This is a genomic window from Blochmannia endosymbiont of Camponotus sp. C-003, from assembly GCF_023585685.1.
Classification (GTDB): domain Bacteria; phylum Pseudomonadota; class Gammaproteobacteria; order Enterobacterales; family Enterobacteriaceae; genus Blochmanniella.
This window is the reverse complement of sequence record NZ_CP097764.1, coordinates 619,015-638,041: the sequence shown is the minus strand read 5'-3', so window position 1 is coordinate 638,041 and position 19,027 is coordinate 619,015. Positions and strand designations below refer to the sequence as shown.

16 protein-coding genes are annotated in these 19,027 nt (G+C 31.6%); 12 read left to right on the top strand and 4 right to left on the bottom strand.

Features of this window, described 5'->3' with window-relative positions; translation table 11 throughout:
* Positions 1-89 precede the first annotated feature (89 nt).
* The 10 genes from mnmG (at position 90) to glmU (ending at position 10,661) form a co-directional block, all read left to right on the top strand.
* The gene (mnmG, locus tag M9397_RS02680) at positions 90-2,000 is read left to right on the top strand and encodes a tRNA uridine-5-carboxymethylaminomethyl(34) synthesis enzyme MnmG (RefSeq protein WP_250226847.1); all 1,911 of its coding nucleotides are present in this window, start codon (positions 90-92) and stop codon (positions 1,998-2,000) included.
* A 662-nt stretch (positions 2,001-2,662) separates the two neighbouring features.
* A complete protein-coding gene (gene atpB / locus M9397_RS02675; RefSeq protein WP_250259652.1) occupies positions 2,663-3,475 on the top strand; it encodes a F0F1 ATP synthase subunit A in 813 nt (270 codons plus the stop codon).
* A gap of 42 nt (positions 3,476-3,517) precedes the next feature.
* Positions 3,518-3,757, top strand: a complete 240-nt coding sequence (gene atpE, locus M9397_RS02670) for a F0F1 ATP synthase subunit C (RefSeq protein ID WP_011282559.1) — start codon at positions 3,518-3,520, stop codon at positions 3,755-3,757.
* A gap of 58 nt (positions 3,758-3,815) precedes the next feature.
* Positions 3,816-4,298 (top strand): F0F1 ATP synthase subunit B, encoded by a 483-nt coding sequence (gene atpF / locus M9397_RS02665; RefSeq protein WP_250226845.1) that lies wholly within the window; start codon positions 3,816-3,818, stop codon positions 4,296-4,298.
* Complete coding sequence (locus M9397_RS02660) at positions 4,299-4,844, top strand: F0F1 ATP synthase subunit delta (RefSeq protein ID WP_250259650.1); 546 nt, start codon at positions 4,299-4,301, stop codon at positions 4,842-4,844. It begins immediately after the preceding gene.
* 33 nt (positions 4,845-4,877) lie between these two features.
* The gene (gene atpA / locus M9397_RS02655; RefSeq protein ID WP_250259648.1) at positions 4,878-6,419 is read left to right on the top strand and encodes a F0F1 ATP synthase subunit alpha; all 1,542 of its coding nucleotides are present in this window, start codon (positions 4,878-4,880) and stop codon (positions 6,417-6,419) included.
* A gap of 31 nt (positions 6,420-6,450) precedes the next feature.
* Positions 6,451-7,317 (top strand): F0F1 ATP synthase subunit gamma, encoded by an 867-nt coding sequence (gene atpG, locus M9397_RS02650; RefSeq protein WP_250226842.1) that lies wholly within the window; start codon positions 6,451-6,453, stop codon positions 7,315-7,317.
* A gap of 30 nt (positions 7,318-7,347) precedes the next feature.
* Positions 7,348-8,736: a F0F1 ATP synthase subunit beta gene (atpD, locus tag M9397_RS02645; RefSeq protein ID WP_250226841.1), complete on the top strand. Its 1,389-nt coding sequence runs from the start codon at positions 7,348-7,350 to the stop codon at positions 8,734-8,736.
* A 40-nt stretch (positions 8,737-8,776) separates the two neighbouring features.
* Positions 8,777-9,211 carry a F0F1 ATP synthase subunit epsilon gene (locus tag M9397_RS02640; RefSeq protein ID WP_250226840.1) on the top strand — a complete coding sequence of 145 codons (435 nt, stop codon included), beginning with the start codon at positions 8,777-8,779 and terminating at the stop codon, positions 9,209-9,211.
* 64 nt (positions 9,212-9,275) lie between these two features.
* Positions 9,276-10,661 carry a bifunctional UDP-N-acetylglucosamine diphosphorylase/glucosamine-1-phosphate N-acetyltransferase GlmU gene (gene glmU / locus M9397_RS02635; protein ID WP_250226839.1) on the top strand — a complete coding sequence of 462 codons (1,386 nt, stop codon included), beginning with the start codon at positions 9,276-9,278 and terminating at the stop codon, positions 10,659-10,661.
* A 115-nt stretch (positions 10,662-10,776) separates the two neighbouring features.
* Here the strand turns inward: glmU and mnmE are convergent, their stop codons facing one another.
* The 4 genes from mnmE to rpmH are packed head-to-tail and all read right to left on the bottom strand — an operon-like array spanning position 10,777 to position 14,678.
* Entirely contained in the window at positions 10,777-12,189 is a 1,413-nt protein-coding gene (gene mnmE / locus M9397_RS02630; protein WP_250226838.1) for a tRNA uridine-5-carboxymethylaminomethyl(34) synthesis GTPase MnmE, read from the bottom strand.
* A 56-nt stretch (positions 12,190-12,245) separates the two neighbouring features.
* Positions 12,246-14,174, bottom strand: a complete 1,929-nt coding sequence (yidC, locus tag M9397_RS02625) for a membrane protein insertase YidC (protein ID WP_250259645.1) — start codon at positions 14,172-14,174, stop codon at positions 12,246-12,248.
* The gene (rnpA, locus tag M9397_RS02620; RefSeq protein WP_250226836.1) at positions 14,150-14,500 is read right to left on the bottom strand and encodes a ribonuclease P protein component; all 351 of its coding nucleotides are present in this window, start codon (positions 14,498-14,500) and stop codon (positions 14,150-14,152) included. The genes yidC and rnpA overlap by 25 nt, the downstream gene beginning before the upstream one ends.
* A gap of 37 nt (positions 14,501-14,537) precedes the next feature.
* On the bottom strand, positions 14,538-14,678 hold the full coding sequence (gene rpmH, locus M9397_RS02615; RefSeq protein WP_250226835.1) for a 50S ribosomal protein L34: 141 nt from the start codon (positions 14,676-14,678) through the stop codon (positions 14,538-14,540).
* Positions 14,679-15,019: 341 nt separating this feature from the next.
* Here rpmH and dnaN point away from each other — a divergent pair, with 341 nt between their 5' ends.
* Both dnaN and gyrB read left to right on the top strand, forming a co-directional pair.
* Complete coding sequence (gene dnaN / locus M9397_RS02610; protein ID WP_250259643.1) at positions 15,020-16,123, top strand: DNA polymerase III subunit beta; 1,104 nt, start codon at positions 15,020-15,022, stop codon at positions 16,121-16,123.
* Between the two features lie 309 nt (positions 16,124-16,432).
* Entirely contained in the window at positions 16,433-18,847 is a 2,415-nt protein-coding gene (gyrB, locus tag M9397_RS02605) for a DNA topoisomerase (ATP-hydrolyzing) subunit B (RefSeq protein WP_250226833.1), read from the top strand.
* Positions 18,848-19,027: the final 180 nt, after the last annotated feature.

Sequence of the window (19,027 nt, the reverse complement as noted above, 5' to 3'; positions counted from 1 at the left end):
GTATAATTAGGTATACGATTTTATTCTAAAAAGAAAAGTTTTTGGAATAGTTTTGGGGATTGTTGTTAACTGTGCAATGAGGTTGGCGTATGTTTTATTCTACTCACTTTGATGTTATTGTTGTGGGAGGAGGTCATTCTGGGACAGAGGCAGCTTTGGCTTCTGCTAGGATGCAATGTAATACGCTTTTGATTACTCACAATATCGATACTCTTGGTCAGATGTCTTGCAATCCGGCTATTGGTGGAGTAGGGAAAGGACATTTAGTCAAAGAAATTGATGCTATGGGTGGGGCGATGGCTTATGCTATAGATCAATCGGGAATTCAATTTAGAGTCCTTAATAGTAGTAAAGGCGCTGCTGCTAGAGCAACACGTGCTCAGGCAGATAAAATATTATATCGCCAAGCAATACGTAATCTTCTTGAGCATCAAGAATCTTTGTTGATTATTCAGGCGTCAGTAGAAGATCTAATAATTAATGGTAACAAGGTTGTTGGGGTAATTGCTCCAACAATAGGAATGAAATTTTTTGGTACGTCCGTGGTGTTAACAACAGGAACGTTTCTTAATGGTAAGATTCATATTGGGATGAATAATTTTAGAGGAGGGCGATCTGGAGATGCGGAGTCATCGTCGTTTTTATCAAAGAGGTTGAAAGAGTTATCTTTTCGGGTTAACCGGTTAAAAACAGGTACTTCTCCTCGCGTGCACACCAAAGGAATAAATTTTGGTTCTTTGAGAGCACAGTATAGCGATAGTCCCATCCCTGTTTTTTCATTTATAGGATCGGAACAACAACATCCTAAACAAGTGCCTTGTTTTATTACTCATACTAATAATAAAACACATGAAATAGTTAGATCGAATTTACATCAAAGTCCTATGCATGCAGGTTTAATCAAAGGAATATCGCCTCGTTATTGTCCATCTATAGAAGATAAAATAATCCGTTTTTCAGATCGTAGTGCTCATCAGATTTTTTTAGAACCTGAAGGTTTGACGACACCTGAAATATATCTTAATGGTATTTCTACCAGTTTACCATTTTGTGTGCAAATACAAATGATTAAATCAATTCAGGGATTAGAGAATGCTCATATAATTAGGCCAGGATATGCTATCGAATACGATTTTTTTGATCCTCGTGATTTAAAGTTAACATTAGAGAGTAAGTTTATTTCTGGGTTATTTTTGTCTGGTCAAATTAATGGAACTACTGGATATGAAGAGGCAGCTGCCCAAGGATTATTGGCTGGAATTAATGCAGCTAGATTTTTTCAAAATAAAGAAGGATGGTATCCTAGAAGAGATCAGGCGTATTTAGGAGTGCTCGTAGATGATTTATGTACACGTGGAACTAAAGAGCCTTATCGTATGTTTACTTCTCGTGCTGAATACCGTTTGTCTTTGCGTGAGGATAATGCTGATTTAAGATTGACTGAAATAGCGCAACAATTAGGTTTAATTGACGAAGCAAGATGGAGATCTTTTTGTTGCAAAAAAGAAAATATTGAAAAAGAACGTCAGAGATTGCGTAATACTTATATTTTTCCGTATAGTGTAGATGTTGCTCAGTTAAATAATTTTCTTACAACACCTTTAATACATGAAGTAAATGGTGAAGATCTATTAAGAAGACCAGAAATTAATTACATAAAGTTATCCCAACTAAGTACTTTTGGTCCATCTATATTGGATCATCAAGTATTCGAGCAAATTGAAATTCAAATAAAATATGAAGGCTATATTCGTCATCAACAAGAAGAAATAGCAAGACATATTTATAATGAAAATACATTATTACCGATTGATATAGATTTCAATCTTGTTACTGGATTATCTAAGGAAGTCATTGAAAAGCTCAATAATTATAAACCTTATTCTATTGGGCAAGCTTCTAGAATTTCTGGTATAACTCCTGCCGCTATTTCTAATTTATTGGTTTGGTTAAAAAAACACGGTTTGTTAAGTATAGACCATGTGAATTTTGTTAAATAATGGATTTTTATTATTGATATAAGTAATACTTGTTCATTACCGTGTGTTTGTTGTGGTTATTATGTAGAGGATAATGGGAGTGTAGAGTGTGACATGGTGATGTTTTTTCAACATTTCTATAGGATAAAGTAATGGTAGTAGATATACTACTAAGATAAGTTGGTTATATACGACATTAGTTTGTAGGTTCTATGTGGTTGTTTTTGGTATATGTTTAAATTTTGTGTCTTGAATTTGTTTAAAACAGAATTATACAAAATTTTTTAGTTATATGTAGCAGATTCATTATTTCGTAATTTTTAATGAATACACCTTAATTAATATTTATCAAAAATAAGTTACAGGATTATTTATGTCACATCAAACTTGTAGTTTGATTTTTTTTGTTTTATAAATTGTAGTGTGTCACATGAAAATTTATTAACTAATTCATAGTGTTATTATAATTCTTTTTTATTACATTAGTGTGGGTTTGTATAAAAACCAGTGTTCTTATTATTTTCTGATAGTATTTGATTTCATAATATTAATTGAAGGCTCTATTGTTTTTATTCGAATACAACATCATTTTTAAACATTATATAATGTATATAACTTTATTAAATATAGTATTCTTGTATATATAAGATATTGTAACCAATATTTTTTTTGAAAGGTAGACTATGTCAGGAATCAAAGGCACTTCCCAGGAATATATTGGACATCATTTATATCATCTACAATTTGATTTAAGTACTTTTTCGTTAGTAGGATCGGAAAACATTTCTTCATTCTGGGTATTAAATGTAGATTCGATGTTTTTTTCAATATTATTAGCTGTTTTATTTTTATTGATTTTCGGTCGTTTGGCTACAGTGGCAACTTATGAAGCACCCACAAAACTCCAAGTGTTTATCGAGTTAGTGATATTGTTTATTGATGACAACGTGAAAGACATGTTTCATGGAAAAAATAAACTAATTGCGCCGTTATCTATGACAGTTTTTGTTTGGATTTCTTTAATGAATGCTATGGATTTATTTCCTATAGACTTATTGCCTGTTATAGCTCAGTATATATTAGGATTGCCTGTTTTACGTGTTGTGCCATCTGCTGATGTAAATATTACTTCTTCGATAGCTTTAAATGTATTTGTACTTGTTGTGTATTACAATATCTATACTAATGGTGTTCGTGGTTTTTTTAAAGGACTAGTGTATCATCCATTTAACCATCCAACATGTATTCCTATTAATTTTATTCTTGAAGTTGTTGGTTTGATATCTAAACCGGTATCGCTTAGTCTTAGGTTATTTGGCAACATGTATGCTGGTGAGTTGATTTTTGTTTTGATATCTGGTTTATTGCCGTGGTGGGGGCAATGGATTTTAAATTTACCATGGGCTATTTTTCATATTTTAATTGTTATATTACAAGCTTTTATTTTTATGGTTTTAACGGTGATTTATTTATCTACAGCCCATGATCGGTGTTGAAATGAATAATATAATACAGAAGATGTAAAGAGGTTATTAATTATGGAACATTTAAATTTTGATATGTTGTATATAGCTGCAGCGATAATGATGGGATTAGCAGCAATAGGAGCAGCTATTGGTATTGGAATTTTAGGTAGTAAATTTTTGGAGGGAGCTGCGCGTCAACCGGATCTCATTCCTATTCTTCGTACTCAATTTTTTATTGTTATGGGATTAGTTGATGCGATACCGATGATTACTGTGGGTCTTGGTTTGTATGTGATGTTTTCTGCAGTTTAACAATTAAAATTAATGTGTGTATTTATTATATTGATTATCAGATATCAGGATTTGTGCCGTGAATCTTAATGCAACAATATTAGGTCAAACTATTTCATTTATTTTGTTTGTTTGGTTTTGTATGAGGTATGTATGGTATCCATTTATGTCTATTATTGAGAAACGTCAAAAAGAAATTTCTGATAATTTGGCTTCTGCTACTCATGCTAGAACAGAATCTGATCGTGTTAATGCTGAAGCTTTGATTTGTTTAAGACAGGCTCGGATAAAAGCTCAATACATTATAAACCAAGCAAATATATGTAAAATGCAGATAATTAATGAAGCTAAACATGAAGCCGAAAAGGAACAAAGTAGAATTTTGTCCCAAGCGAGAGAACAGATTCTTTATGAAAGAAAATGTGTTATTGATGAATTAAGAAAGCAAATTGGTAATCTTGTAATTGAGGGTATAGAGAAAATTATAGAACATTCTATAACTGAAATGATTGATACAGATCTTGTAAATAATATTATTAATACGTTGTCACATGAGGATTAAATGTCTAGTATGTTTGTAGTGGCTCGTACATATGCTCAAGCTATATTTGATATAGCTGTAGAACAAAAAGATATAAGCAAGTGGGAATCAGTTCTTGATTTATTTTCTAAGATTAGTGTGAATAGATTAGTACAATCTTTATTTGTTAGATGTTTAGAACCGAAAAGATTATCAGATATTTTTATTACTATTTGTGAAGATTATCAAAAAAAACAAATTGATGTTTTTGGTAGAAATATAATTTATATCATGGCAGAAAATCATCGTTTATTGTTGTTACCAATTGTGTGCAAAGAGTTTACTTATTTATGCGCTATGTATGCTCGTACTGTAGAAATAGAAATTGTTTCTGCTTGGCCTTTGAAGTATAGGCAACTAAAAAAAATTACTGATATAATGTCTAAACGTTTATCTAAAACAGTGAATGTAGTACACAAAGTAAATAAAGATATTCTGGCTGGTTTAATTATTCGTGTTGGAGATACTGTAATTGATGGCAGTATACGTGGACGTATTTTACGATTAAATAATATTCTACAATCTTAATATTTTAATGTTAGTTTTTAGGTACAAAAGATGATGCAATTAAATTCAAATGAAATTAGCAAATTAATTAAGCGACGTATTGCTCAATTTGATATAACGTGTGAGATTCGTAATGAAGGTACTATTACTTCCGTAGGTGATGGAATAGTTCGTATACATGGATTAACTGATGTTATGCAAGGTGAAATGATTGCTTTGCCATCAGATCAGTTTGCTGTAGCGTTGAATTTAGAACGTGATTCTGTCGGGGCTGTAGTTATGGGTTCATGTTTAAATTTGTCTGAAGGAATGGTGGCAAAATGTACAGGAAATATATTAAGAGTTCCTGTGGGAACAGCGTTGTTGGGGAGAGTAGTAAATGCATTAGGGGTCCCCGTGGATAATAAAGGAGCAATACAATGTTCTTCTTATTTGCCGGTAGAAGCCAGTGCGCCTAGTGTGATTGATCGAAAGTCGATAAATAAGCCTATTCAAACAGGATATAAATCTGTAGATTCTATGATACCTATTGGACGCGGTCAACGTGAATTAATTATAGGAGATCGTCAAACTGGAAAATCTGCATTAGCAATTGATACTATTATTAATCAACGTCATAGTGGGGTGAAATGTGTTTATGTTGCTATTGGTCAAAAAGCAACAACTGTAGCTAATGTTGTAAAAAAACTGGAAGAATATCATGCGTTGTCAAATACTATTGTGGTTCTTGCATCTGCTTCTGAATCAGTTGTATTGCAATATTTAGCTCCTTATGCCGGGTGTGCTATGGGAGAATATTTTAGAGATCATGGAGAAGATGCGTTGATTGTATATGATGATCTTTCCAAACAAGCAGTAGCTTATCGTCAAATTTCTCTATTGCTGCGGCGTCCTCCGGGACGTGAAGCATATCCAGGGGATATATTTTATTTGCATTCTCGTTTGTTAGAGCGAGCTTCTAAAGTTAGCTCTGATTATGTGGAGCGATGTACTCATGGAAAGGTCATAGGAAAAACTGGTTCGTTAACTGCAATACCTATCGTTGAAACTCAAGCTGGAGATGTTTCTTCTTTTATTCCAACTAATGTTATTTCTATCACTGATGGCCAGATTTTTTTAGAGTCTCATTTATTTAACTCAGGAATTCGTCCTGCAGTAAATCCAGGAATTTCAGTATCTCGAGTTGGAGGATCTGCTCAAACTAATATCATGAAAGTGTTGTCTGGGGGAATTCGTACTGCTTTAGCCCAATATCGTGAATTAGCTGCTTTTTCTCAATTTGCTTCAGAATTAGATGAGATTACTCAAAAACAATTGCAGCATGGTCAAAAAGTAACTGAATTATTAAAACAGAAACAATATGTACCTATGTCTGTTTCATGTCAATCCATTATTTTATTTGCAGCAGTGCATGGTTATTTAGAAGATGTTGAAGTTTCAAAGATAAATGATTTTGAGTCTGCATTAATATTATATATGATTCATACAGAAAAGGAGCTGATTAAAATCATTGATAATGATGGCGTATATAATATTAATGTCGAAAATAAATTTAAAAGTATACTTGAGACTTTTAAATCAAATCAATCTTGGTAAACGCAAACGAGTTACATGATGGAACAAAAATATGTCTGGTCCAAAAGAAATACGCGGGAAAATAAATAGTGTTCGTAACATACAGAAAATTGCCAAGGCCATGGAAATGATTTCTGTTGCTAAGATTCATAAAACACAGAGACGTATGTTAATAAGTAAGCCGTATGCAGAAACTATTCGTAAAGTAATTAATCATATTTCTTCAGGGACACTAGAATATAAACATTCTTATTTTTTAGAACGAAACATTCAATCTGTTGGTTATTGGGTAGTTTCTACAGATAGAGGGTTAACAGGAGGATTAAATATTAACTTATTTAGAACGTTATTATGCGATTTTAGCAAATGGAATAATACGGGAATAACGATTAGATTAGCTATTATTGGATCAAAAGCTGCTTCTTTTTTACGTTCTATAAAACAAACTCAAATAGTCAGCTGTGTCCATGGAATTGGAGATGCTCCTAAAATGTCAGCGTTAATTGGGTCTGTGAAAGTGATGTTGCAGTTGTATGATAGTAATCAGATAGATAGATTATATTTGGCATATAATACATTTGTTAATACTTTAACTCAAGTTCCTCAGATTTTACAGATTCTACCGATTATTCCCTCAAAAAACTCTATATTACAAACTAAATATTGGGATTATTTATATGAACCGGATTCTAAAATATTGTTAAATAGTTTATTACAAAGATATATTGAATCACAAGTTTATCAGGGAGTAGTAGAAAATTTAGCTAGCGAGCAATCTGCTCGAATGACGGCGATGAAGACAGCTTCGGATAATGGAGAAATTATTATTAATGATTTAAAGTTATTTTATAATAAAGCTAGACAAACTAAAATTACGGAAGAACTTACAGAAATTGTTGCAGGAGCTTCTGTGATATAAACTTAAAAGATAGTTAGAGGTGTAATTAATATGAGTTCTGGGAAAATTGTCCAGGTTATTGGAGCAGTAGTTGATGTTGCGTTTCATCAAGATGCGGTACCGACTGTATATCACGCTCTTGAAGTGTATGTTGATAATTTTAATAAAAAGTTAATATTAGAAGTAGCACAACAATTAGGTGGAGGTATAGTACGTTGCATTGCAATGGGTGGTACAGATGGGTTACGACGCGGGTTAGTAGTAGTCAATTTAAAACGTTTTATTGAAGTTCCAGTAGGTAAAGAAACTTTAGGTCGTGTAATGAATGTATTGGGTGAGCCGATTGACATGAAAGGACCAATTAATGAAAAAGAAAAGTGGTCTATTCATAGATCTGCTCCATTTTATTCTGAATTATCTACCAATCAAGAACTTTTAGTTACCGGTATTAAGGTAATTGATTTAATGTGCCCCTTTTCTAAAGGAGGAAAAATTGGTCTTTTTGGAGGGGCAGGGGTAGGAAAGACCGTAAATATGATGGAGCTTATTCGTAATATTGCTGTAGAACATTCTGGTTACTCAGTATTTGTTGGTGTCGGAGAGCGCACTCGTGAAGGTAATGATTTTTATAATGAAATGATAAACTCTGATGTTATTAATAAAGTTGCTTTGATATATGGTCAAATGAATGAACCACCTGGGAATAGGTTGCGCGTGGCTTTGAGTGGTCTTACTATAGCGGAAAAATTTAGAGATGAAGGACATGATGTATTGTTGTTTATAGATAATATATATCGTTATACTCTTGCTGGAACTGAAGTTTCTGCATTATTAGGACGTATTCCATCAGCAGTAGGATATCAATCAACATTGTCGGAAGAAATGGGTATTTTGCAGGAACGCATTACTTCTACAAAATTAGGATCAATTACTTCTGTGCAAGCAGTATATGTTCCTGCGGACGACCTTACAGATCCCTCTCCTGCTACTACTTTTTCTCATTTAGATGCAACTATAGTTTTAAGTCGTCAAATTGCTGCTCTTGGTATTTATCCTGCAGTAGATCCATTAGATTCTAATAGTCAACAATTAAATCCACTGATTGTGGGACAAGAACATTATGATGTGGCGAGTGATGTGAAATCTATCCTGCAACGTTATCAAGAACTGAAAGATATTATTACGATTTTAGGTATGGATGAATTATCAGAAGAAGATAAGTTAATCGTGTTACGTTCTAGAAAAATTCAACGGTTTTTATCGCAACCCTTTTTTGTTGCAGAAGTTTTTACTGGATTTTCTGGTACATATGTTGCTTTAAGAGATACTATTCAAGGATTTAAAGAAATCATAGAGGGAAAATATGATCATATTCCAGAGCAAGCATTTTATATGGTAGGAACTATAGAAGAGGCTATAGAAAAAAATAAAACGCTTTAAAATTTTTTTATTTTATTGATAAAAAGTAAAGGATATCAGAATGTCTGAGCACACGTATTACTTAACTGTTGTTTCTATCGAAAGAAAGATATTTTCTGGTATGGTGCATAAAATTCAAGTAACAGGTACTGAAGGTGAAATGGGTATTTTTCCCAGGCATACTCCATTACTTACATCGATTAAGCCAGGAATATTGCGTATAGTAAAATCATATGATCATGAAGAATATGTATATATATCTGGAGGTATACTTGAGGTTCAGAGAAATGTAGTGACGATATTGGCGGATACAGCCATTCGCGCGGAAGAGTTAGATGAAAAAAAAGCCATGGAAGCTAAATATGAAGCTGAAAAACATATTAAGAATTATCGCCATAACGCTGATAAAGATTATATAAAAATAGCTTCAGATATATCTAAAGCTATTGCAAAACTTAGATTAATGGAATTGACCAAAAAAAACAAGCATATGTAATCATATGATAATATAATACGAGTAGATACAATCAAAAGTAATAACCCAAAGAAATATATAAATTATGTCATATATTGATTTCAGCGCAATTATCCTTGCTGCCGGTAGAGGTAATAGAATGTTGTCTGATATACCAAAGGTATTGCACCAGATTGGCGGTAAGTTTATGTTGCAACATCTGATCGATTCTGTGATAAAGGTAGGTGTTAAGTCCATATATGTGGTGTATGGATACAAAGGAGAAATGATCAAAAAAAAAATTAATGCGGATCAGTATAAAATTCCTGTATATTGGATACTGCAGAATGAACTTATTGGGACCGGAGATGCTGTTCGGAGAGTGCTACCTATTTTCGGTGATAGAGAAGAAATTCTTGTGCTATATGGTGATGTTCCTTTTGTTTCTTATCAAACATTACGACAATTACATGCCATTAAATCCCAGTGTGATATAAGCATGTTAACTGCTACATTGCCTAATCCAAAAGGATATGGACGTATCATTCGAAATCAGGAAGGGAATGTTGTTGATATAATAGAACACAATGATATAATCAATGATGATCACAACAAAATTAAAGAAGTTAATACTGGCATTTTTATTGCTATTTCTGGGCATTTAAAGCATTGGTTAAGCGCATTAACAGCGCATAAGTTAAACAATGAATTCTATTTAACAGATATAGTGAAGATAGCCCATCAATCGGGTTACATCATACACACCATGTGTCCCGCGGATCTATTTGAAATAATGGGAGTAAATAGTAAATTAGATTTAGTTGATTTAGATAAACAATATCAACAAAGAAAAATACAATGTTTTTTATTGTCAGGGTTGATGATTGCTGATCCAAATAGATTTAATTTAAGAGGAAACTTAGTACATGGAAAAGATGTGTATATTGATATAAATGTGATCATTGAGGGACATGTTTCTTTGGGGAATAGAGTTAAAATAGGCGCAAGTTGTATATTGAAAGACACAGTGGTTGAAGATGATGTAGAAATATATCCGTTTTCAATTATTGAAAATACAAAAATAAGTCTTCAAAGTAAAGTTGGTCCATTTGTTCGGTTGAGACCAGGAACTGAATTAAAGAAAAAAAGTCATGTGGGAAATTTTGTAGAAATAAAGAATACTCAATTGGGCGAGAAATCTAAGGTCAAACACCTTAGTTATTTAGGTGATGCAAACATTGGTGATCAAGTAAATATCGGAGCTGGCACTATTATTTGCAATTATGACAGCATCAAGAAACATCATACTATTATTGGTGATGACGTTTTTATTGGAGCGGATAGTCAATTAATAGCTCCAATAACTATTGGAAAAAACGCAACTATTGGAGCCGGAACTACAGTAACTCGAGATGTACCTCCTGGGGAAACTATTATTAGTAGAATACGACAATTTTCTATTTTAAATTGGAAGAAGCGATCAAAAAAATAAGTGTTATTTTTTATTTATTAGTTATATCCGAACACAACATTCTAATTACAGATTTTCAAGGAAATTTATATTTGTAAAAAATATTTGAAAATTGATTATGCGCGTTTATCATGCATTATTTTCCAATACAAAATGTAGAAAATATTTTTTTTAGTAGATCGTCAGGAGTAAATTTTCCCAAAATTTTACTCAATTCCTTATGTGCTAATCTTAGATCTTCAGCGAAGAGTTCATTGATTGTCATAGCAGACAATAGTTGTGTTTGAGCAGACACAAGAAATTGAGAAGATTTTTCAAGCGCTTTTAAGTGACGTCTACGCGCGATAAAATTTCCTTGATTTTCAGAAAGATTATAAGAGTAATCTTTCTGGATTTTTAATTTTATATTATTGCTTAAATGTTCTTTTAATAAATTCGTTCCATCGTCAAATAAAGCTGATAATGTGATGATTGTATAATCATTGATCATATTGATTCCGATTGGATTATTAGTTAAATCGGATTTATTATGTATGATTGTAATCGGAGTTTTTTTATTTTTATAACACAATATTTTTTCTACATGTTGTAGTGTGATGCTATGTTCTGTATTTATGTGATCATTAGGATCAATTACCCATAATATATGATCTGCATTACTTAATTCTTCCCATGCACGTTTCATTCCAATTTGTTCTATTTCATTGTCACTGTTCTTTTGTAGTCCAGCAGTATCAGTGATATGGAATGTTATTCCATCTAACTGAATACATTCAGTTAATGTGTCTCGTGTGGTTCCAGATATCGTACTTGTAATTGCTCTATCAATTCCAATTAACGCATTAAATAAACTAGATTTTCCAGCGTTTGGTTTTCCAGCAATTACTATTTTTATTCCTTCACGGAGCAAAACACCATGACAGGTTGATTTATGCATTTGTTGTATATTGTTGATAATTTTTTTCAATTTGTTTTTAATATCTTCATATGAAATGATGCTAATTTCATCTTCTGAAAAGTCAATAGATGATTCGACGTACATGCGTAGATTAGTAAGTTGTTCTGATATTATATGTATTTTACGCGAAAACATTCCTTGTAAAGAATTTGATGCTGATTTTGCAGCTTGATATGAAGTAGCATCGATAATGTCAGCTATTGATTCTGCTTGAATGAGATCTATCTTATTATTTAAGAATGCTCGTTTAGTAAATTCCCCTGGGTGTGCTATTCGAATATCAGAGGATATTTTTAAAATACGTTCCAATAATATATCTAGAATTATTTGACCTCCGTGTCCATGAATCTCTAGTATGTTTTCTCCGGTAAAAGAATTTGGTTCAGGAAAAAACAAGGCTATTACTTTCTCTAGTATGGATCCATCTGTGTCTAAAAATGGTAAATATTCTGCTGTTCTGGGATGTGGTATTTTGCCTAATAATTTACCAGCAATTATAGGAACTGATTTTCCAGATATTCGTATAACTCCAATACCTCCACGTCCTGGAGGTGTGGAAATAGCAACCACTGTATCTGTTGTATAGTTCATTTTTATGTTATTTTAAGATATATGATAATGTGTAAGTATTTTTAATCTATAAATTTTTAAATATTTTTGTGAGTTGTTTTATTGTGTAATCCTTGTTTTTCTAATTCTCTATGAATCATGTATTGTTGAATGATGGTGATCATATTGCTCGCTATATAATATAATACTAAACCAGATGGGAACCAGAAAAAAAATATAGTAAAAATTATTAACATGATCGTCATCATTTTTTTTTGTATCGCATCACTAATTGTAGTAGGAGACATTTTTTGTATGAAAAACATACTAATTCCCATTAATATAGGCAATATATAATAAGGATCCGGAGCAGATAAATCATGAATCCAGAAAGCAAATTTAGCGTGTCTTAATTCTACGGAACCTGACAACATATAGTATAAAGCCAAAAATATTGGCATTTGAATTAATAAAGGCAAACATCCCCCTAACGGATTCACTTTTTCTGTTTTATATAACTCTATAGTTTTTTGATGATATTGATATTTATCGTGTTTATATGCCTCCTGTATTGCAGATAATTTGGGTTGTAGCATGCGTATTTTTGCCATAGAAGTATATTGCGCTTTGGTTAACGGATACATGGTTAGACGTATCACTAATGTTATTATAACAATAGATATACCCCAATTTTCTATGTAACTGTGAATAAAACTCAATAATTTAAACAATGGTTGAGAAATAAACCATAACCATCCGTAATCAATTACTAGTTCTAAATTTGGAGTTATTTCTTTCATTTTTTCTTGAATTTTTGGACCTATCCATAATATAGATTGGAATGTACCTGTTTCTCCTATTGGGAGGGATATTGAATCAGATTGAAAACCTATAGAAACACTATTGTTATCATGATATGTAGTATAAAATGTATTATTTCCTTGAGTAATGGGTATCCAAGCTGTCGCAAAATATTTTTGTGACATTGCTATCCAACCTTTAGAAGTATTAATGTTTAAGTTCATATTTTTTATATCTTTAAAGCTATATTTTTGATATTTTTTTTTATCAGTAGAGTATGCTGATCCTCGATAAGAGTATAAAGGAAAATTATCTCCGTCATTGTTGCTGTTATTGTGTGATTTTGGATAGTGTTCAGATTGTATGATATCGCCAAACAACTTAATTTTTAACGGAGAAGTGCTCATATTATTTACGGTGTAAAATAAATATATGAAGTAATCATTTCTATTGAAAATATAATTCTTAGTATATGTAATTCCATCGGAGGTGTAATGTGTTAGAGTTAACTGTAGTTTGTTTTTATTTTTTGGTATAAAGTATGTACTTTGATTAGTTTCGGTAGTATACAATAGTTTTTTTTTATTCGGAACATTTTCGTTTATTAGTCCGCTTGTTGTTTGATATGTAAATTCTTGTGAAGTACTTAATAAATGAAAAGGCTCCTTAGAATGTAAATTCTCTAAATAATTTAATAGATATGCTTCTTCAATATCTCCTCCATAAGTATTTATTTTGAGCGACAATACATCTGTTTTTACTGTAATCACAGGATTTGTATTATGAACATGTTTGATCTCATCATTATTTTCAGCACGAATCAATGGATATGTATTTGCATGTTGTATATCTATTTTATTAATGTTCGTTCTTTGGTGATATTCTGTTTGCCATGTTTGCCATAGTATAAACGACATAATTAAAAAAGCTATCACAAAGAAATTGCGTTGCGAATCCATATTGATTATGTCCTGAATATGTGAATATGAATAATATTTAAAATCTTTATCGCTATTTAATGTTAAAGGGTGACATCGCAAAACACGAATACATGTTATCCAAATACCTCGTAATACTCCAAATTTACGTATTGATTCTACCCCGTATTGAGAACATGTTTTTTGAAAACGACAATGATGGCCCAATATGGGACTAATACTGATTTGATATCCATGTATCAGCCATATTATGCTTTTTTCTATTAACACAAATAGTGGTGATACCATAATTGTTCGAGCTTTTGTATCAATGTTTTATTATTACAATGAATAATCTCTTTTGAACTAATAGTTAGAACAAAGTCTTTATCTAATAGGTTAGATTGATTTGTACGAAATGTTTCGCGCATATGTCTTTTTATTCTATTGCGTTCATGAGAACATTTAACATATTTTTTTGAGATAGATAACCCAATACGAGGATATCCTAATCGATTGGATCGACTGAACAAAGTGATTCCAATTGTTTTAACACGCTCTGGTTTTTGAAATACAAAAATAAACTGATTTAAAGTCAATAAACGTGCCCGTTTAGGTAGAAATTTTCTATTCATTTGGTTGCACACTAACTAATAAAATTTTAGTGAATGTTTATACAGACACAACCAATCGAACGCGTCCTTTGGATCTACGTCTGGATAATATTTTACGGCCTTGTCTTCTTGACATTCTTACTCTAAACCCGTGCGCTCTATTGCGTTTTAATATGGAAGGCTGAAAGGTGCGTTTCATATTTATATTCTTGTGTATTTACTTGATAATAATAATAAAATTATTTAATTGTGTTATTTAACTATTTTGCGTTGATAATTAACGCTTATACTATAGGATAGTATAGACGAAGTCAAAAATATTTAGAGTTTTGTTTTATTATTTTTAGTGATGATTGTTGATTTGGAATAATACTAATGAAGGTAATTATTTGTATGAACGTGTCGTTTATTTTTTTACACATCAATGTGTTTGCGTTTTGATATTTTACACACTATATTATTACGATATATTACTGAGTCTTTAATCAAAATAACATCACGCGTGATTATTTTGGAATATTGTTTTTAACAAGTTCAGTTATGGATGTTTCAATAGATAGAAAGTTGTTATATCGATCATTACAAAAGATTATGGGCATCCTTAGCGGACGCCCGAGGATCCCCATATTAACTCATGTATTATTAGAAGTCAATGATAATTGTTTGTGTATTACTGCTACAGATTTAGAAATAGAGATAACGGTTCGAATTATGTTACAAGATAAGTGTCCCATGGGATCCGTTACAGTACCAGGGCGTAAGTTTTTTGAAATTTGTCGCAGTTTATCCGAATCATCAAAAATTTCTATAGTATTAGAGGACAAAAAACTGATTATTTGTTCTGGATGTAGTAAATTTTATTTATCTACGTTTTCTTCGTCAGATTTTCCTAAATTAGAAAATTGGGATAGTAACTTACAATTAGTCATATCTCAAGATATTTTAAAAAAAATGATTGAATTAACCCAATTTTCTATGGGTCATCAAGATGTACGTTATTGTCTAAATGGTATGTTTTTTGAAACTAAGGAAAATGTTTTACGTATTGTTGCGACAGATGGACATCGCTTGGCAAGTTGCGAAATAACTATGGATTCATTGTTACCCGATCAATCAGTGATCATACCTCGAAAAGGAGTTATTGAAATCTTACGTTTGTTAAACGTCAGAGAAAAATTAGTTAATATTCGCACGAATAATAATAGTATTCGTATGGAGGCAGATGATTATACTTTTACTTCTAAGTTGATTGATGCTGTGTTTCCGAATTGTCATGATATTTTTGTAAAACGCCCAAAAAATGTTTTGGAAATAGAATGTGATCTTTTGAAGCAGGCTTTAAAACGTGCAGCTATTCTTGCAAATGAAAAACTTCGTATCATTCAATTTGCCTTAAGTACTAATCAATTAAAAATAACCGCGCATAATTTTGAACATGAAGCATCAGAAGAAATTTTAGACGTTTTATATTCAGGTCAGAATATGAAAATATCTTTTAATGTAGATTATTTGATCGATGTTCTTCAGGTAATGAATGCTTATTATGTGAGGTTTTATTTAACAAATGCAATATCTAGCGTGCAAATTGAGGGCACAGAGCAATGTTATGGAGCAACATATATCGTCATGCCAATTCGGATATAATAATGATTTACAGATTGTAACCTAACATGTATTTTAATGTTATGAAGTGTGATTTAGTTGATAGTGCGTAATCACAATAACACCAAAACGGATAAATTATCTAAGTGATTATACATTTCCAAATTAAAAATGGAATAATCAATATATTTTCTTTATATAAGTAAATCTTTGCTGCATGATCAAATGATTATGCATGCATGTGTGTGTTCATATTTATAAATATGATACTTCAGTTGTAGTTATTTTGGGTTATATATTTTTTGAAAAAATTTGTTTATATTATATGTGTATTTATACAGGAACAAGGTCATGTTGAGTGCTTATGATTCTTCAAGTATTAAGATCTTAAAAGGGTTAGACGCGGTACGAAAACGTCCTGGGATGTATATTGGAGATACTGATGATGGCACAGGATTGCACCACATGGTATTTGAAGTAGTAGATAATGCTATTGATGAAGCTATCTCGGGATATTGTCAGAAAATAGTAGTAATAATTCATCAGGATCATTCGGTTTCGGTACAGGATGATGGACGCGGTATTCCCACAGGTCTGCATGAAGAAGAGGGAATATCTGCAGCTGAAGTTATCATGACTATATTACATGCTGGAGGTAAATTTGACAATAGTAATTACAAAGTATCAGGAGGATTACATGGTGTTGGAGTGTCAGTAGTAAACGCATTGTCTGAGAGACTAGAATTAGTAATACAAAGAGATTTTAAAACCTACAAACAGGTGTATTGTGAAGGAAAACCGTTGTCACCTTTGGAAATTATAGGTGATAGTGAGCACAGCGGCACCACAGTACGTTTTTGGCCAAGTCTTAAAACGTTTACGGGTAAAACTGAGTTTCAATATGATATTTTAGCTAGGCGTTTTAGAGAGTTGTCATTTTTAAATTCTGGAATCGTAATTATTTTGCGTGATTGCCGTAATAATAAAGAAGAAAACTTTCATTGCTCAGGCGGAGTAAAATCTTTTATAAAGTATTTAAGTGTTAATAAAACACCAATTCATCCTAATATATTTTATTGCTTAGGCAATAAAGGAGAAATCAATATAGAGGTTGCATTACAATGGAATGATAACTTTCAGGAAAAGATATATTCTTTTACTAACAATATCCCTCAACGGGATGGAGGGACTCATTTATCAGGTTTAAGAGCAGCTATTACAAGAACAATGCATTTTTATATGGATAAAGAAGGATATAATAGAAAAGTTAAGGTTCTAACTATAGGAGATGATGCTCGAGAAGGGCTTGTTGCTGTATTATCTATTAAAATAGCAGATCCAAAATTTTCTTCGCAAACTAAAGATAAATTGGTGTCTTCGGAGGCGAAAACTGCCGTTGAGTCATTAGTTTATGAAAAATTAATAGAATTTTTTTTAGAAAACCCAATAGATTCTAAGAATATAATAAATAAAGTTATAGGAGCTGCCCGGGCTCGAGAAGCAGCGAGAAAAATTAGGGATTTGACACGTCGTAAGGGTTTGTCAGATTTTTCAATACTTCCAGGTAAGTTAGCCGATTGTCAGGAAAAAAATCCAGTTTATTCTGAACTATATTTGGTAGAAGGAGATTCTGCTGGTGGTTCTGCAAAACAAGGTAGAAATCGTAAAAATCAAGCAATATTGCCGCTTAAAGGCAAAATATTAAATGTAGAAAAAGCACGTTTCGATAAAATGTTAACTTCTCAAGAAGTGATGACGTTAATTACTGCTCTTGGATGCGGAATTGGTCCAAATGAATATAATCCAGATAAATTGAGATATCACAATATTATAGTTATGACGGATGCAGATGTTGATGGCGCACATATTCGGACTTTGTTGTTGACTTTTTTTTATCGGCAGATGCCAGAAATTATTGAAAGAGGCCATATATTTATTGCGCAACCTCCTTTGTATAAAGTTCAAAAAGGACGCCAAGAACGATATCTTAAAGATGAGGAAGCAATGAGTAGATATCAAATATCAATAGCAGTGGGAAGTTCTCGTTTCTATATTAATCCTGATACCCCTCCTTTAACAGGAAAAATATTAGAACAATTAGTTTTTGAATATTATTTAATACAAAAAATCATTGTTCGAATGGAGCATCGATTTCCCAAGATACTATTGAATAGATTAGTTTATCATTCAGTTTTATCTGAGGAACAATGTTGTTGTTACGAAAATGTTGAAATATGGGTGAGATCTTTAGTTGACTCATTGAGTGGTTTTGAAGAATATGGAAATAGTTATGATTTTATTATTTTAAAACGTCATGAGCATAAATATTTTGAACCGGTATTACGTATACGAACATACGGTATAAATATAGATTATGTATTAAGTATGGATTTTATTAAAAGTTATGAATATAAAAAATTGGTATCTTTTGGAATGAAAATGAATGCATTGTGTATTTCAGATGCATATATAGAATATGGGATATATCGTAAACGGGTCCATTCTTTTGATCAAGCAATGGAATGGCTTATGCAAGAATCTAAAAAGGGATTAATAATACAACGTTATAAAGGACTAGGTGAAATGAATCCAGATCAATTATGGGAAACAACTATGAATCCAAAAAACAGATGTATGTTACGTGTAACAATAAAAGATGCAATAGAAGCTGATCATTTATTTACTACACTTATGGGTGATTTAGTTGAACCAAGACGTGCATTTATTGAAAAGAATGCATTGAAAGCAACAAATGTAGATTACTAAATTGTAAATATTTTCATGTGAATTTGATGTAAAAATGGTTTTCCAGTTAATAGATTGTTATTATGTAATTATGTATTGATATTATAAGCACAAATAGTATTATAATATAGCTAATGATATTATAGTAGAAGATACAGTAATTAAATCTTATTATATTTGTACATTTGTTAAAGTTAGTCA

Coding starts and splice junctions, on each gene's coding strand:
- dnaN (WP_250259643.1), top strand. CDS start 15,020: ATGGATGTTTCAATAGATAGAAAGTTGTTATATCGATCATTACAAAAG.
- yidC (WP_250259645.1), bottom strand. CDS start 14,174: ATGGTATCACCACTATTTGTGTTAATAGAAAAAAGCATAATATGGCTG.
- M9397_RS02660 (WP_250259650.1), top strand. CDS start 4,299: ATGTCTAGTATGTTTGTAGTGGCTCGTACATATGCTCAAGCTATATTT.
- glmU (WP_250226839.1), top strand. CDS start 9,276: ATGTCATATATTGATTTCAGCGCAATTATCCTTGCTGCCGGTAGAGGT.
- atpG (WP_250226842.1), top strand. CDS start 6,451: ATGTCTGGTCCAAAAGAAATACGCGGGAAAATAAATAGTGTTCGTAAC.
- rpmH (WP_250226835.1), bottom strand. CDS start 14,678: ATGAAACGCACCTTTCAGCCTTCCATATTAAAACGCAATAGAGCGCAC.
- gyrB (WP_250226833.1), top strand. CDS start 16,433: ATGTTGAGTGCTTATGATTCTTCAAGTATTAAGATCTTAAAAGGGTTA.
- atpB (WP_250259652.1), top strand. CDS start 2,663: ATGTCAGGAATCAAAGGCACTTCCCAGGAATATATTGGACATCATTTA.
- atpE (WP_011282559.1), top strand. CDS start 3,518: ATGGAACATTTAAATTTTGATATGTTGTATATAGCTGCAGCGATAATG.
- atpD (WP_250226841.1), top strand. CDS start 7,348: ATGAGTTCTGGGAAAATTGTCCAGGTTATTGGAGCAGTAGTTGATGTT.
- mnmE (WP_250226838.1), bottom strand. CDS start 12,189: ATGAACTATACAACAGATACAGTGGTTGCTATTTCCACACCTCCAGGA.
- mnmG (WP_250226847.1), top strand. CDS start 90: ATGTTTTATTCTACTCACTTTGATGTTATTGTTGTGGGAGGAGGTCAT.
- M9397_RS02640 (WP_250226840.1), top strand. CDS start 8,777: ATGTCTGAGCACACGTATTACTTAACTGTTGTTTCTATCGAAAGAAAG.
- atpA (WP_250259648.1), top strand. CDS start 4,878: ATGCAATTAAATTCAAATGAAATTAGCAAATTAATTAAGCGACGTATT.
- rnpA (WP_250226836.1), bottom strand. CDS start 14,500: ATGAATAGAAAATTTCTACCTAAACGGGCACGTTTATTGACTTTAAAT.